General features: G+C 63.5%; 12 protein-coding genes and 1 pseudogene. 8 read left to right on the forward strand and 5 right to left on the reverse strand.

The window, feature by feature from the left end:
• Positions 1 to 356: 2-dehydropantoate 2-reductase N-terminal domain-containing protein (locus AC0L27_RS29800; RefSeq protein WP_473321353.1), on the reverse strand; the 356-nt coding region annotated here is incomplete at its 3' end.
• A gap of 193 nt (positions 357 to 549) precedes the next feature.
• On the opposite strand from AC0L27_RS29800, the gene AC0L27_RS29805 reads away from it, so the two are divergent.
• The 3 genes from AC0L27_RS29805 (at position 550) to AC0L27_RS29815 (ending at position 5,770) form a co-directional block, all read left to right on the forward strand.
• Positions 550 to 1,617, forward strand: coding sequence for an acyltransferase family protein (locus AC0L27_RS29805; protein WP_354206240.1), 1,068 nt, complete (start codon positions 550 to 552; stop codon positions 1,615 to 1,617).
• Positions 1,618 to 1,823: 206 nt separating this feature from the next.
• Positions 1,824 to 4,874: a DNA polymerase I gene (polA, locus tag AC0L27_RS29810; protein ID WP_354064078.1), complete on the forward strand. Its 3,051-nt coding sequence runs from the start codon at positions 1,824 to 1,826 to the stop codon at positions 4,872 to 4,874.
• A gap of 260 nt (positions 4,875 to 5,134) precedes the next feature.
• The gene (locus tag AC0L27_RS29815) at positions 5,135 to 5,770 is read left to right on the forward strand and encodes a LysE family translocator (protein ID WP_354206237.1); all 636 of its coding nucleotides are present in this window, start codon (positions 5,135 to 5,137) and stop codon (positions 5,768 to 5,770) included.
• Positions 5,771 to 5,885: 115 nt separating this feature from the next.
• Here the strand turns inward: AC0L27_RS29815 and AC0L27_RS29820 are convergent, their stop codons facing one another.
• Complete coding sequence (locus AC0L27_RS29820) at positions 5,886 to 6,512, reverse strand: glutathione S-transferase family protein (RefSeq protein ID WP_354206235.1); 627 nt, start codon at positions 6,510 to 6,512, stop codon at positions 5,886 to 5,888.
• A gap of 187 nt (positions 6,513 to 6,699) precedes the next feature.
• On the opposite strand from AC0L27_RS29820, the gene pyrE reads away from it, so the two are divergent.
• Positions 6,700 to 7,263 carry an orotate phosphoribosyltransferase gene (gene pyrE, locus AC0L27_RS29825; RefSeq protein WP_018460046.1) on the forward strand — a complete coding sequence of 188 codons (564 nt, stop codon included), beginning with the start codon at positions 6,700 to 6,702 and terminating at the stop codon, positions 7,261 to 7,263.
• Between the two features lie 179 nt (positions 7,264 to 7,442).
• The gene (locus AC0L27_RS29830) at positions 7,443 to 8,216 is read left to right on the forward strand and encodes a DUF2865 domain-containing protein (RefSeq protein WP_354206233.1); all 774 of its coding nucleotides are present in this window, start codon (positions 7,443 to 7,445) and stop codon (positions 8,214 to 8,216) included.
• A 155-nt stretch (positions 8,217 to 8,371) separates the two neighbouring features.
• On the opposite strand, the gene AC0L27_RS29835 is transcribed toward AC0L27_RS29830, so the two are convergent.
• Positions 8,372 to 8,803, reverse strand: coding sequence for a hypothetical protein (locus tag AC0L27_RS29835; protein ID WP_007605013.1), 432 nt, complete (start codon positions 8,801 to 8,803; stop codon positions 8,372 to 8,374).
• A gap of 210 nt (positions 8,804 to 9,013) precedes the next feature.
• Here AC0L27_RS29835 and AC0L27_RS29840 point away from each other — a divergent pair.
• Positions 9,014 to 9,276, forward strand: a pseudogene (locus tag AC0L27_RS29840) (GIY-YIG nuclease family protein).
• Between the two features lie 64 nt (positions 9,277 to 9,340).
• On the opposite strand, the gene AC0L27_RS29845 reads toward AC0L27_RS29840, so the two are convergent.
• Positions 9,341 to 9,598: a hypothetical protein gene (locus tag AC0L27_RS29845; protein WP_354206440.1), complete on the reverse strand. Its 258-nt coding sequence runs from the start codon at positions 9,596 to 9,598 to the stop codon at positions 9,341 to 9,343.
• Between the two features lie 217 nt (positions 9,599 to 9,815).
• Here AC0L27_RS29845 and AC0L27_RS29850 point away from each other — a divergent pair, with 217 nt between their 5' ends.
• Positions 9,816 to 12,332 carry a glycogen/starch/alpha-glucan phosphorylase gene (locus AC0L27_RS29850; RefSeq protein WP_473321403.1) on the forward strand — a complete coding sequence of 839 codons (2,517 nt, stop codon included), beginning with the start codon at positions 9,816 to 9,818 and terminating at the stop codon, positions 12,330 to 12,332.
• A gap of 94 nt (positions 12,333 to 12,426) precedes the next feature.
• Positions 12,427 to 13,242 carry an acyl-CoA thioesterase gene (locus tag AC0L27_RS29855; protein WP_354064065.1) on the forward strand — a complete coding sequence of 272 codons (816 nt, stop codon included), beginning with the start codon at positions 12,427 to 12,429 and terminating at the stop codon, positions 13,240 to 13,242.
• Between the two features lie 165 nt (positions 13,243 to 13,407).
• Here AC0L27_RS29855 and AC0L27_RS29860 read toward each other — a convergent pair whose 3' ends face one another.
• Entirely contained in the window at positions 13,408 to 15,024 is a 1,617-nt protein-coding gene (locus AC0L27_RS29860; protein ID WP_354206230.1) for a phosphoenolpyruvate carboxykinase, read from the reverse strand.
• Positions 15,025 to 15,059 lie beyond the last annotated feature (35 nt).

Below are 15,059 nucleotides of genomic sequence, written 5' to 3' on the forward strand. Positions count from 1 at the left end.
GTCACGACGACGGTGAAGCCGGACAGCGACTGCGCGATCTCTTTCGCGGCCGCATAGACGTAGGACAGATCGGCGTGACCGTCGCCGCGGCGCGAGGGCGTGCCGACCGCGATGAAGACAGCATCGGCATCCGCGACCGGCTTGGACAAATCGGTGGTGAACTCCAGCCGCTTGGCCTTGACGTTGGTCGCGACCAGTTCGTCGAGCCCGGGCTCGTAGATCGGTATCTCGCCGCGATGAAGGGCCGCGATCTTCTTCTCGTCCTTGTCGACGCAGATGACGTCGTGACCGAAATCCGCAAAGCAGGCCCCGGACACCAGTCCCACATAGCCCGTGCCGATCATAGCAATGCGCATGAAAAACCCTGTTTGGCTTGGTTAACGAAACCGCAATTCTAGGGCGGTTTAGCATTTTCCCGGGGGGAGGGAACAGCCCGCGTGCAAAAAACGGCACGGCAATTGTACCGGTTAAGAAATCGTAAGTCGCAAGGCGCCAAACTGCTCCGCGTTTACACAGATCCCGTCGGAACACGCCTCGAAAAGAGACATCATGGCACTATCAGGCACAATCGCCGCGAGCGGGGGACTCAAGGCCCCTTCCGCTACGCGTGTCGATTGGGTCGACTACGCCAAGGGCATCTGCATCGTCATGGTCGTGATGATGCATTCGGTGCTGGGGGTCGAGCTTGCCGCCGGCGAGACCGGTTTCATGCATGTCTTGGTGGCCTTCGCAAAGCCGTTCCGGATGCCGGATTTCTTCCTGATTTCGGGTCTGTTCCTGCCACTGGTGATCGACCGGGACTGGCGAACCTATCTCGACCGCAAGGTGGTGCATTTCGCCTATTTCTATGTCGTCTGGGTGACAATCCAGTTCGGCTTCAAGGCCCCCGCATTTGCAGCGGAAACGAGCTGGCGCGACGCCGGCTTGCTCTATCTGGAATCCTTCGTCGAGCCGTTCGGCACGCTGTGGTTCATCTACCTCCTGCCGATCTTCTTCGTCGTCACAAAACTGACACGGCGAATCCCGCCGCCCGCGATCTGGCTCATCGCGGCCGCACTGGAGACGGCGCGTGTCGCAACCGGCTGGACCGCGATTGACGAGTTCTGCTCGCGCTTCGTCTATTTCTATTCGGGCTATCTGTTCGCGCCCTACGTGTTCGCGCTGTCGGACCGCGCGCGCAATCATCCCGCATGGGCGCTGACAGCGCTCGCGACATGGGCGTTGGTCAATGCCGGCCTCGTTGCGCTCGGGGCCGGCGAATGGAAAATCGTATCGCTCGTGCTCGGCTTCGCCGGCGCCTGCGCCATCATCACGATGGGCACGCTGCTCGCGCGCGCGCAATGGCTGAACGTCTTCCGTTTCTGCGGCGAGCATTCGATCGTGATCTATCTCGCCTTCTTCCTGCCGATGGCGGCGACACGGACGCTGCTATTGCGCACGGGCATCATTCCCGACATCGGTGCGGTGTCGCTGATCGTGACCATCGCCGGCGTGATCGGAGCGCTCGCAATCTGGCAGATCGCTCTGCGCCTTGGCGGCAGTTTTCTGTTCGATCGGCCCGATGCGTTCTGGATCGCGCCGAAGAAGACAAGCGCGGTGCTGCAGGCGGCGGAATAGCACGCTGTCGTCGCCTGGCTTGACCGGGCGACCCAGTACGCCGAGAGTCTGTGGTTCAGCCGATAAGCCGCAGTGTACTGGATTCCCCGCCTTCGCGGGGAATGACAGTGGGATGCGGGGAATGACAGTGGGGATAGCGGCATCCGCAAGCCAAAAATCCCCCTCCCAAGGCTGTCAAAGCCCGCAAAAATTCATACATTGCGGCCATGCCCAAGAGCTCCCCAAAGACCGCCGCCAAAGCTGAAACCAAACCCGCTGCAGCGACAGCTGCTGCCAAGCCCGTCGCTGCGAAGGCGGCCGGCAAGGGCGACCATGTCTTCCTGGTCGACGGTTCCGGCTACATCTTCCGCGCCTATCACGCGCTGCCGCCGATGAACCGCAAGTCCGACGGCTTGCAGGTGAATGCCGTGCTCGGCTTCTGCAACATGCTGTGGAAGCTGTTGCGCGAGATGCCCGAGGACAACCGGCCGACGCATCTGGCGATCATCTTCGACAAGTCGGAAATCACCTTCCGCAACAAGATCTATCCTGAGTACAAGGCGCACCGGGCGCCAGCCCCGGACGATCTGATCCCGCAATTTTCACTGATCCGCGAAGCGGTACGCGCCTTCGACCTGCCTTGCCTGGAGCAGGTCGGCTTCGAGGCCGACGATCTGATTGCGACCTATGTGCGGCAAGCCTGCGAGCGCGGCGCGAGCGCGACGATCGTGTCCTCCGACAAGGACCTGATGCAGCTCGTCACCGATTGCGTCACCATGTACGACACCATGAAGGACCGCCGCATCGGCATCCCCGAGGTGATCGAGAAGTTTGGCGTGCCGCCGGAGAAGGTGGTGGAAGTGCAGGCCCTGGCCGGCGATTCCACTGACAACGTGCCTGGCGTGCCCGGCATCGGCATCAAGACCGCGGCGCAGCTGATCGTCGAATATGGCGATCTCGAGCAACTGCTGTTCCGCGCCACCGAAATCAAACAGCCGAAGCGGCGCGAGGCGCTGATCGAGAACGCCGAGAAGGCGCGCATCTCGCGACAGCTCGTATTGCTCGACGACAAGGTCGACCTCGAAGTCCCGCTGGACGATCTCGCCGTCCACGAGCCCGATGCACGCAAGCTGATCGCGTTCCTGAAGGCGATGGAATTTTCCACGCTGACGCGCCGCGTCGCCGAGTTCTCGCAGATCGATCCGGCCAACGTCGATGCCGATCCGGGCTATTCCAGCGGCGCCAGCGTCTTCTCGCCGCTGCCGCCTTCGGACGTCGTGCCCGCCCCGGGAACCGGCGCGCCGGCGCAAGTTTCGGCGGGCCAGCGCAACGCATCGGCGAGCAAGGAGGACAAGGCCGCGAGTCCGAAGGGCGCGCCGATCTCTCTCGCCGCCGCGCGCGAAGAGGCTTTGCGCAAGCTTCCGGTCGACCGCAGCAAGTACCAGGCCGTCAAGACGCTCGCGGAATTGAACGCCTTCATCGCGCGCATCCATGATGCCGGCCATGTCGCGGTCGAGATCCGGGCAAACTCGATCGATCCGATGCAGGCCGATCTCTGCGGCATCGCGCTGGCGCTGGCGCCGAACGAGGCCTGTTACGTGCCGCTGGCGCACAAGCAGTCCGGCGGCGGCGCCGGCCTGTTCGACGCCGGCCTCGCGCCCGATCAGGTCAGGCATGCCGAGGCGATCGAGGCGCTGCGACCGGTGCTGGAATCACCGGGCATTCTCAAGATCGGCTTCGACGTCAAATTCACCGCGGTGATGCTGGCGCAGCACGGCATCACATTGCGCAACACCGATGATGCACAGCTGATCTCCTACGTGCTCGACGCCGGCCGCGGCTCGCATGCGTTGGAGCAGCTATCCGAGCGCTGGTTCGGCCACGCCATGCTCAAAGAGAACGAGCTGCTCGGCAGCGGCAAGGGCAAGATCACGTTCGACCAGGTGCCGATCGACAAGGCCGCGCCGCTGTCGGGGGAAGGCGCCGACATGACCTTGCGCGTCTGGCGCGTGCTGAAACCGCGCCTTGTCGCCGAGCACATGACCACAGTCTACGAGACGCTGGAACGACCCCTGGTATCGGTGCTCGCACGCATGGAGCGGCGCGGCATCTCGATCGACCGCCAGGTGTTGTCGCGTCTCTCCGGCGACTTCGCCCAGACCGCGGCGCGCGTCGAAGCCGAAATCCAGCAGATCGCGGGCGAGCCCGTCAATGTCGGCAGCCCGAAGCAGATCGGCGACATCCTGTTCGGCAAGATGGGGCTGTCCGGCGGCACCAAGACCAAGACCGGCGCGTGGTCCACCACCGCTCAGGTGCTCGACGAACTTGCCGAGCAGGGCCACGACCTCCCGAAGAAGATTCTGGAGTGGCGCCAGGTCTCGAAGCTGAAATCGACCTACACCGACGCGCTGCCGACCTACGTCAATCCGCAGACCCACCGCGTCCACACGACCTACGCGCTGGCCGCGACCACGACGGGCCGGCTGTCGTCGAACGAGCCGAATCTGCAGAACATTCCGGTGCGCACCGAGGACGGCAGAAAAATCCGCCGTGCCTTCATCGCAACGCCGGGGCACAAGCTCGTCTCCGCCGACTATTCGCAGATCGAGCTGCGGCTGCTCGCCGAGATCGCCGACATTCCCGTGCTGCAGCAGGCGTTCCGCGACGGTCTCGACATTCACGCCATGACGGCATCGGAAATGTTCGGGGTGCCGATCAAGGGCATGCCGAGCGAAATCCGGCGCCGCGCCAAGGCGATCAATTTCGGCATCATCTACGGCATTTCGGCGTTCGGCCTCGCCAACCAGCTCGGCATCGCGCGCGAAGAGGCCTCCGCTTACATCAAGAAGTACTTCGAGCGCTTCCCCGGCATCCGCGCCTATATGGACGAGACGCGCGATTTCTGCCGGAGCCACGGCTACGTCACCACGCTGTTCGGACGGAAGATGTACTATCCCGACATCAAGGCTTCGAACGCCTCGGTGCGCGCCTTCAACGAGCGCGCCGCGATCAACGCCCGGCTCCAGGGCACCGCCGCCGACATCATCCGCCGCGCCATGACGCGGATGGAGGATGCCCTGGTCCAGAAGAAGCTGTCTGCGCAGATGCTGCTGCAGGTGCATGACGAACTGATCTTCGAGGTGCCGGACGCGGAGGTCGAGGCCACGCTCCCCGTCGTGCAGCACGTGATGCAGGACGCACCGTTCCCGGCCGTGCTGCTCTCGGTGCCGCTGCATGTCGATGCACGCGCGGCGAACAATTGGGACGAGGCGCATTGAAGCTAGGTCTTCACTACGCTCCTTCCAAACTTACAGTGTCGTCCCGGCGAAGGCCGGGACCCATACGCCGAGGATCGAGTTGGGCGAAGATTGCCAACTACAATCTCACTTCAAACTTCTTCTTGGGGGTATGGGTCCCGGCCTTCGCCGGGACGACCTATAGAGAGAGACACGGATCGAATTGTCCTCCGTGCAATTGCGCGATGGCCCCACTGGGCCACGCATATTAGAACCATGCTGTCTCGCGCACCGGTTCAGCCATGCCCCACACCCCCGCCCTGCTCGGCTTCGCCCTCGTCTGCCTCGGCCTCGTGCTCACGCCCGGGCCGAACATGATCTACCTGATCTCGCGTTCGATCACGCAAGGGCCGGCGGCGGGCATCGTCTCGCTCGGCGGCGTGGCGCTCGGCTTCGTGTTCTACATGCTGTGCGCGGCGTTCGGCATCACGGCGCTGCTGCTCGCCGTTCCCTTCGCCTATGACGCGCTGCGCTTTGCCGGCGCGGGTTATCTGTTGTGGCTGGCCTGGCAGGCGGTGAAGCCGGGCGGTCGCTCGCCATTCCAGGTGAAGCAGCTTGCGATCGACAGCCCGCGCAAATTGTTCGCAATGGGGTTCGTCACCAATCTGCTCAACCCGAAGATCGCGATGCTTTATCTCGCGCTGCTGCCGCAGTTCATCGATCCCACCGCCGGCAGCGTGCTGACTCAGTCAGTCGTGCTCGGCGCGATCCAGATCGCGATCAGTGTCAGCGTGAATGCCATGATCGCGCTCGCGGCCGGATCGATCGCGCTGTTTCTCGCAAGCCGGCCAAGCTGGATGTTGGTCCAGCGCTGGCTGATGGGCACGGTGCTGGCCGGGCTTGCAGTGCGGATGGCAGTCGAGGCGCGGAAGGTGTGAGGCACACTTTCATGCCCCGCGCAGGCGCGGCATCCAGTACGCCGCGGCCTCTCGGTTAATCACCACCGCCTCTGGAATACTGGATCGCCCGCCTTCGCGGGCGATGACACCACCCTCAATCCAGCTTCGCCTCCATGCCCCGCTGCACCGCCGGGCGCGCCATCAGGGCCTCGTACCAGCGCTTCACGTGGGGGAAGTCGGCCAGGTCAACCTTATGGCGAGGGTGACGCCAGGCCCAGCCCAGGATGGCGAAATCGGCTACCGAGAGCTCGCCGGCGACGAAGTCGCGGTCCGCTAGCCGGCGGTCGAGGACGCCGTAGAGCCGTCGCGTCTCCGCCATGTAGCGCTTGAGGCCGTAGGCGCGGTCCTGCTCGTTCTCGAGCGCGATGAAATGGTGCACCTGGCCCGGCATCGGCCCGAAACCGCCCATCTGCCACATCAGCCATTCATAGACGGGGATGCGGCCCGAAAGCGATTTCGGCAGGAATTTGCCGGTCTTTTCACCGAGATAAAGCAGGATCGCACCCGACTCGAAGATGCTGACGGGCTTGCCGTCGGGGCCATCGGGATCGAGGATCGCGGGAATCTTGTTGTTGGGCGAGAGCTTCAGGAACTCCGGCGCCATCTGTTCGCCCTTGCTGATATTCACCGGGATCACCTTGTAGGGCAGCCCCATTTCCTCCAGCGCGACCGATATCTTGCGGCCGTTCGGCGTGTTCCAGGTGTGCAGCTCGATAGTCATCTGTCGCGTTTCCTTGCCCAGTCTTCTTGGCCCAGATATCCGGCATCCACCTACTCCAGAACGTTGCACCCCCACAACCGGCGGGCCGGGATGGCCGATCCCTGTTGACGGGGGAAGCCCCCTCTGGAATGTCGGGGCCGTCGCGGATAAATTCCGCCACCTCCAAAAACGCTCCCGAGGGCCCGCCGTGTCTAAATCAGCCTCCCGCGCCCGCCTGTTCGAGATCATCCGCCGGCGCTCCTTCGGCCGCGGCGAGGTGACGCTCGCGTCGGGCCGCAAGAGCGACTTCTACTTCAACCTCAAGCCGACCATGCTCGACCCGGAGGGCGCGACCCTGCTCGCCGAGCTGACCTATGAAGCGCTGAAGGACGACCAGCTCGATTTCATCGGCGGGCTCGAGATGGGCGCGGTGCCGCTGGCCGGGGCGCTGGCGCAGATCTCCTGGATCAAGGGCCATCCCATCGCGGCCTTCTTCGTGCGCAAGAAGCCGAAGGAGCATGGCGCCAAGCTCGCGATCGAGGGGCTGCCCAGGGGCGAGACGCTGGAGGGCAAGCGCGTCGTGATCGTCGAGGATGTCACCACCACCGGCGGCTCGGCGATGAAGGCGGTGGAAGCGGTGCGCGAGACCGGCGCTGAGGTGGTGCTGGTGCTGACCATGGTCGACCGCGAGGAAGGCGCCGACGACACCTTTGGCGCAGCCGGGCTGCCATTCCGCTCGCTGTACAAGGCGTCGGAGTTCTTGAAGGCTTGAGCGGCTAGACTTTCTCCGCCGTCGTGCCCGTCGGCGACACCGCTCCACCCTCAACCGCTCATTTACCATCCCGCCTTATGGTGAATCATGTGCTGAGACCTGATGGTCCCGGCCGGTTGGGTAGCGTCGGGTGGAGTAAGCGTTTGCGTACAATCATGTCCCATGCGCGGCGTCGCGCGATGCTCGTAGCCGCCACATTGGCAGCCCCGCTGCTTGCGGCTCCGGCCCCGGTTTCAGCCGAAGGCCTGTTCGACTTCTTCTTCGGCGGAATGCAGCAGCAGCGGCCACAGCGTGAGGTACCGCAGCAGGCGAGCTCCTACGCCGATCCCTTCACCGGCCAGCAGAACGCCGCATCCCCGCAATACGTGCCGCCGACACGTTCGGCCGCGGCCGGCGGCTCGGGACCGGCGTTCTGCGTGCGCAGCTGCGACGGCAAATATTTTCCGCTGATGCGCGGCCTCACCTCGCCCGCGCAGATGTGTCAGGCCTTCTGTCCTGCGAGCGCGACAAAAATCTATTTCGGCTCCTCGATCGACGGCGCCGCGTCGCAGACCGGCGAGCGCTATGCCGATAGCGAGAATGCGTTCGCCTATCGCAAGGCGCTACGCGCCGACTGCACCTGCAACGGCCGCGAGCCGGTCGGCCTTGCTCCGGTCGATCTGGCGCTGGACTCGTCGCTGAAACCCGGCGACGTGATCGCCACCAGCGACGGCCTCGTCGCCTATACCGGCATCCGCGTCGGCAACGACCAGGCCGCGGACTTCACCCCGGTCGCCTCCTATCCCGGTCTCACCGCGCAGGTCCGCGCGAGGCTCGGCGAGATGAAGGTGGCGCCGGTGCGCGCCGAGACGGTGGCGGCGGATGGCCCGGCCGCGGAGATCGTGCGCGAGACGCTACCCGACGTGACGGTGCCGAAGACGCAGAAGCCGGCGAAGCGGGCGGGGCTGGATTAGCTCGGGCTCGTCTGTAGCCAAGCCGTCATTGCGAGCGACTTGTCCGCCGAAGCTCGAAGAGCGAAGGCGGAAGCGAGGCAATCCAGTCTGCCTTCGTGGAGGCACTCTGGATTGCTTCGTCGCAAGAGCTCCTCGCAATGACAGAGGATGGTGGATTACCTCCCGATGATCACGCCGATCACATTCGGCGCCGCCAGATATTTCTCCTCGATCGCCGCGCGCGCGGCGGCGCGGTTGTCTGCCGTGAGCAGGCCGCGCTTCTCGGCCAGGATCATCCAGCAAAAACCCCACCAGTCGGTGAGCATGCCTTGATCGTCGACAAGGTCATAACCCTGCTCGGCGGCGAAGATGCGCGCATGGGCTTCGTCCAGCGTGTCGAGAAACAAATGGTCCTCGGACGAAAACAGATCGTCGCTGACGTCGTCGATGGTGTAGCCCCAGATCGACTGGCACACCGCGTTGAACTCGCGGTCGAACTGGTCGTCATCGACCGCGTAGCGCCGCGCCGCCTGATGCAGCCGCGACAGCGACCGCGCGAAATCGGCGATCCTGGTGAGGGCAAATTGATCGAAGGCAATGGTGGACATGTAGTCCTCGCGAAGTCTGGCGGACGCTAGATATTGTGTCGGCAACGCGCCGAATCACAATGATATATCAAATACTTGCTAAAGTGTTCTTAATTTGTTCTGATCTCCACATCGTCGTCCCGGCGAAGGCCGGGACCCATAGCCACCGCTATGAGACATGTCGGAAACGGGTGCCGCACAATGAATGCACCGGCCGCGTAATACGTCTACATTCTGGCCAGTCGACGATATGGCACGCTTTACATTGGCGTCTGCCGTGACCTCGTGAATCGACTTACATTGCATTGCTCCGGACGCGGTTCGAAGTTCGTCGCGAAGTACGGTGTAACGCGACTTGTCTACGTTGAGACGTACGCGACACCATCCGAAGCGATCGCACGTGAGAAAGCGCTGAAAGAATGGCAACGTGACTGGAAGATACGCCTGATCGAAAAGGAAATCCAGATTGGCGCGATCTATCGCAACTTCTCTGACATCAGTGGTTATGGGTCCCGGCCTTCGCCGGGACGACACCAACTTTTTAGCGAGCCACTCTCCTCAATTTGCCGCCGACATCAACTTATCCCCACACGCGCTCGCATAAAACTTGCCGCCGCATTGGCGCTTGATGGCGGCGCAGCGGGCGGCGGGCGTTGCGTTTTGCGGAAGAGTGACGGCACAGCTCAGGCCGTCGGCGCTGCGGCCGATCTTGCCGGCGGCGAAGGCGGCGCTGGACGCGGTGATGCAGACGACGAGGAAGGTGGCGGCGGCGATTTCGATCAGTCGTCGCATCACGGGTCTCATCAGAGAGTTCATCAGAGCTTTCATGGGCGTCTCCTCCACACTGATGGCTGAATTGGCCGCCATTCTAGCACCAAAGCCACGTTTCCCCGTATGCGTCCGGGTTCCCAAATCGGCCCGTTCCTTGCATAATTTTACGCCAGCGCAGTGCACGGTCGCACCAGCGACGGTTCCGGTGCACAGGCAAGATGCGTAGGGTCAGTAGTGTTCTCGCGACCAGGAAGTGACGACTTTGCAAGATTCATCGTTCCAGCCCAATTTTCCCGCTCCCAACCAGCCCATCGACGAGCTCGCGCTGGCTGAGATCAAGGGCGCGATCCTGGCGAAGCTGCGCCTTGCCATCGGCAAGGATGCGGGCATGGCCACCAAGCACGACTGGTACCAGGCCGCGGCGCTGGCGCTGCGCGACCGCATCGTGCATCGCTGGCTCACGGCCGAGAAGCACAGCTACGATGCAGGGCGCAAGCGCGTCTACTATCTCTCGCTCGAATTCCTGATCGGCCGCCTCTTCAGCGACGCGCTGAACAATATGGGGCTGCTGAAGATCTTTGAGGTCGCGCTCGGCGATCTCGGCGTCTCCTTGCCTGAGCTGCGCAAATGCGAACCGGACGCAGCGCTCGGCAATGGCGGGCTCGGACGACTTGCCGCCTGCTTCATGGAGAGCATGGCGACGCTGTCGATCCCCGCGATCGGCTACGGCATCCGTTATGATTACGGCCTGTTCCGCCAGATCATCAATCAGGGCTGGCAGCAGGAATATCCGGACGAATGGCTCGGCTTCGGCAACCCCTGGGAATTGCAGCGGCCCGAAGTGATCTACGACATTCGCTTCGGCGGCGGTGTCGAGCATGTCGACGACAAGGGCCGCGATCGCGCGATCTGGCATCCGTCCGAGACCGTGCAGGCGATGGCCTATGACACGCCGATCGTCGGCTGGCGCGGCCAGCACGTCAACGCGCTGCGGCTGTGGTCGGCCCGCTCGCCCGATCCGTTGAAGCTCGACGCCTTCAACACCGGCGACTATGTCAGCGCCAGCGCCGAGCAGTCGCGCGCGGAAGCGATCTGTAAATTCCTCTACCCGAACGACGAGAGCCCGGCGGGTCGCGAGCTGCGCCTGCGCCAGGAATATTTCTTCGTCTCGGCTTCGCTGCAGGACCTGATCAAGCGGCATCTTGCCTCCGACGGCCAGCTCCGCAGCCTGTCCAGCAAGGTCGCGGTGCAGCTCAACGACACCCATCCGAGCTTGGCCGTCACCGAGCTGATGCGGATCCTGATCGACGACCACAATTTCCGCTGGGACGAGGCCTGGAAGATCACGGTCGCCACGCTGTCCTACACCAACCACACCCTGCTGCCCGAGGCGCTGGAGACCTGGCCGGTCGAGCTGTTCGAACGGCTGTTGCCGCGGCATCTCGAGATCATCTACCGCATCAACGTGCAGCATCTCGCGCTCGCAGAGGCGCGCGCTCCCGGCGACATCGACTTCCGCGCCTCGGTCTCGCTGATCGACGAGAGGAGCGGGCGGCGCGTGCGCATGGGCCAACTCGCCTTCGTCGGCTCGCACCGTATCAACGGCGTCTCGGCGATGCATTCGGACCTGATGCGAGAGACCGTATTCCACGATCTCAACCATCTCTACCCCGGCCGCATCACTAACAAGACCAACGGCATCACCTTCCGCCGCTGGCTGATGCTGGCGAACCCGAAGCTGACCGATCTGTTGCGTGAGGCCTGCGGCGATGCCGTGCTCGACGACCCGACGCAGCTCAGCCTGATCGAAGCCCGCGCCAGCGACGTCGAATTCCAGAAGAAGTTCCGCGCAGTCAAGCTTCACAACAAGACCGCGCTGGCGCGCCTGATCGGCGAGCGGCTCGGTATCAAGGTCGATCCGACCGCGCTGTTCGACGTGCAGATCAAGCGCATCCACGAATACAAGCGCCAGCTTCTCAACGTCATCGAGACCGTCGCGCTGTACCAGGCGATCAAGGACGATCCCAACGGCAATTGGGTGCCACGGGTGAAGATCTTTGCGGGTAAGGCTGCGGCGAGCTACCGCTACGCCAAGCTGATCATCAAGCTGATCAACGACGTTGCGGAAGTCGTCAACAACGATCCCGCGATCGGTGGCAAGCTCAAGGTCATCTTCCTGCCCGACTACAATGTCAGCCTTGCCGAAGTCATCATTCCTGCGGCCGACCTCTCCGAGCAGATCTCGACGGCCGGCATGGAAGCCTCCGGCACCGGCAACATGAAGCTGTCGCTGAACGGCGCCCTCACCATCGGCACGCTCGACGGCGCCAACATCGAGATCCGCGACCATGTCGGCGCCGAGAACATCGCGATCTTCGGCATGGAAGCCGGCGACGTGATGATCCGGCGCAAGCAGGGGCTGGACGCCTCCGACGTGATCCGCAATTCGCCGAAGCTCCAGCGCGCCATCAATGCCATCGGCGTGGGCGAGTTTTCGCCCGGCGATCCCGGCCGCTTCGAATCCATCGCGCACGCGCTGCGTTATCTCGACCATTACATGGTCAGCGCCGATTTCGATTCCTATTACGAGGCGCAGCGCAGCGTCGATGCGCGCTGGCAGGTGGCGCCGGCCTGGACGCGCGCCTCGATCCTCAACGTGGCGCGCATGGCGTGGTTCTCCTCCGACCGCACCATCCGCGAATACGCCGAGGAGATCTGGAACGTGCCGGTCAACCCGACCACGCCGTTGCTGCCGACCTTGCGCGACGTCGCGGGCTGAATTTCCGCGGCGTGAAATCGGTTACCCACGAGGTAATTGCACAAGCCGGCGGCGGACGTGATATGACGTCCGTCATTGAACGCCGGATCAAACAATGCACGCCAAGCTCCCGCACCCCTTCGACGATGCCACTCGCGTCACCGCCGGTGACTCCAGCTGGCAGGGACACACCAGCGACGACTATTGGGCCTTTGTCGGCCCGTTCGGCGGCGTCACGGCTGCGACTGTCCTCCGTGCGCTGATCGAGCATCCGCAACGCGCCGGCGATCCGCTGGCGCTCACCGTCAATTACTGCGCACCGATCGCGAAGGGGCCGTTCGATCTGGACGTGCGGCTGGTGAAGGCCAACCGCTCCAGCCAGCACTGGAGCGTCGAACTGTCGCAAGGCGGCGGCGAGGTCGCAACGCTCGCCACCGCCGTTTTTGCTGAACGCCGGCCGTCCTGGGAGCACAGGGTGGCGCAATATCCTGATGCAAGGCCGTTCGAACAGACGATGCCGTTCCCGAAGATCGCGGCGTCCTGGGCCAACCAATATGAATTCCGCTTCGTCGAGGGCGAGATGCGGATCGGCCCGCCCAAGTCCGAGCTCGCCAGCACTTACTCAAAGCTTTGGATCAGTGATCGCGAGCCGCGCAAGCTCGACATGCCGGCGCTGATATCGATGTCGGACGCCTTCTTCGGCCGCATCTTCCACGCGCGGCGCGAGCTGGTGCCGTTCGGCACGGTGTCGCTGACGACGTATTTCCACACGGACAGCGAAGAGCTCGCCGCCGAGGACATCACCCGCGTGCTGGCGACGGCCGATTCGAAGATCATGCACAAGAGCTACGCCGACCAGAACGCCGAACTGTGGTCGCCGAACGGAAGATTGCTCGCGACCACGACGCAGATCGCCTATTTCAAGGCGTAGCTGCTTCCGCAAGTTCGTCATTGCGAGCGCAGCGAAGCAATCCAGACTGTTTCCGCGGAGGGATTCTGGATTGCTTCGCTACGCTCGCAATGACGAGTGGAGAGATATCGCACAAACAAAAAGGGCGGCCTCACGGCCGCCCTTTGCGATAAAGACAGAACAAACTTACTCCGCCGCGAGCTTCACGTCCGGCGCGGCGGCGCGGACCTCGGCGTCGACCTGGGCTTCGAACTTGGCAAAGTTCTTCTGGAACATGCCGACCAGCGCGCGGGCGGTCTTGTCGAACTCGTCCTTGTCCTTCCAGGTGTTGACCGGGTTGAGGATCTCGCTCGGCACGCCCGGCAGCGCGGTCGGGACCGCGAAACCGAAATATTTGTCGGTACGGAATTCGACGTTGCGAAGCGAGCCGTCGAGCGCCGCGGTCAGCAGCGCGCGCGTCACCTTGATCGGCATGCGCGATCCGGTGCCGTACTTGCCGCCGGTCCAGCCGGTGTTGACCAGCCAGCAGTCGACATTGTGCTGGGCGATCAGGTCGCGCAGCATGTTGCCGTAAACGCTGGGGTCGAGCGGCAGGAAGGGCGAACCGAAGCAGGTCGAGAATTCCGGCTGCGGCTCGTTGCCAAGACCGCGCTCGGTGCCCGCGACCTTCGCGGTGTAGCCCGAGAGGAAGTGATACATCGCCTGCGCCGGCGAGAGCTTGGCGATCGGCGGCAGCACGCCGAAGGCGTCGGCGGCGAGCATCACCACGTTCTTCGGCTGCGGCGCGCGGCCGGTGCGCGAGGCGTTCGGGATGAATTCGAGCGGATAGGCCGAGCGCGTGTTCTCGGTCTTGGAGCCGTCGTCGAAATCGACCACGCGAGTGTCTTCGTCGAGCACGCAGTTCTCGAGCACCGCGCCGAAGCGGGTCGAGGCGGCATAGATCTCGGGCTCGGCTTCCTGCGACAGCTTGATGCATTTGGCGTAGCAGCCGCCTTCGAAGTTGAAGACGCCGTTCGGGCCCCAGCCGTGCTCGTCATCGCCGATCAGCGTGCGGTTCGGATCGGCCGACAGCGTGGTCTTGCCGGTGCCGGACAGGCCGAAGAAGATCGCGGCATCGCCCTTGGCGCCGACATTGGCCGAGCAATGCATCGGCATCACGCCGCGCTCGGGGAGATAGTAGTTCAGCGTGGTGAAGACCGACTTCTTCATCTCGCCGGCATAATAAGACCCGCCGATCAGCACGATCTTGCGGGCGAAATCGATCGCGACGACGTTCTCCGACTTGCAGCCATGGCGCTTCGGATCGGCGCGGAAGCTCGGCATGTCGATGATGGTGAGCTCCGGCGTGAAGCTCGACAACTCGACGGCCTCGGGGCGGATCAGCAGCGTGCGAATGAACAGCGAGTGCCAGGCGAGCTCGGTGAAGACGCGGGTCTTGATGCGATAAGCCGGATCGGCGCCGCCATAGAGGTCCTGTGCGAACAGCGACTTGCCTTCAGCGTGCTTGAGGAAGTCCTGGTAGAGCGTCTCGAACTGCTCTGCGGTGATCGACTGGTTGCCGGCCCACCACATCTTCTTGTCGGTGGTGGCGTCACGCACCGTGAATTTGTCCTTGGGGCTGCGGCCGGTGAACTCGCCGGTATCGGCGCAGAGCGCGCCATCGGCCGACAGCACCGCCTCGCCCGCGGAGAGCGCGTATTGATAGAGTTGCGGCGCACCGAGGTTCCAGTGAACCTGCTTGAGATTCTTTAAGCCGAATTTGTCGGCGCCGAAGGCACCGTTGCGCACGCCCGTCTCTTGCACGAAAAATCCTCCTAGAACCCACTCAGCGCGATCAT

It is taken from the genome of Bradyrhizobium sp. Ken51 (assembly GCF_055807435.1).

Coding starts and splice junctions, on each gene's coding strand:
- AC0L27_RS29830 (WP_354206233.1), top strand. CDS start 7,443: ATGCTCGTAGCCGCCACATTGGCAGCCCCGCTGCTTGCGGCTCCGGCC.
- AC0L27_RS29815 (WP_354206237.1), top strand. CDS start 5,135: ATGCCCCACACCCCCGCCCTGCTCGGCTTCGCCCTCGTCTGCCTCGGC.
- polA (WP_354064078.1), top strand. CDS start 1,824: ATGCCCAAGAGCTCCCCAAAGACCGCCGCCAAAGCTGAAACCAAACCC.
- AC0L27_RS29855 (WP_354064065.1), top strand. CDS start 12,427: ATGCACGCCAAGCTCCCGCACCCCTTCGACGATGCCACTCGCGTCACC.
- AC0L27_RS29820 (WP_354206235.1), bottom strand. CDS start 6,512: ATGACTATCGAGCTGCACACCTGGAACACGCCGAACGGCCGCAAGATA.
- AC0L27_RS29845 (WP_354206440.1), bottom strand. CDS start 9,598: ATGAACTCTCTGATGAGACCCGTGATGCGACGACTGATCGAAATCGCC.
- AC0L27_RS29835 (WP_007605013.1), bottom strand. CDS start 8,803: ATGTCCACCATTGCCTTCGATCAATTTGCCCTCACCAGGATCGCCGAT.
- AC0L27_RS29805 (WP_354206240.1), top strand. CDS start 550: ATGGCACTATCAGGCACAATCGCCGCGAGCGGGGGACTCAAGGCCCCT.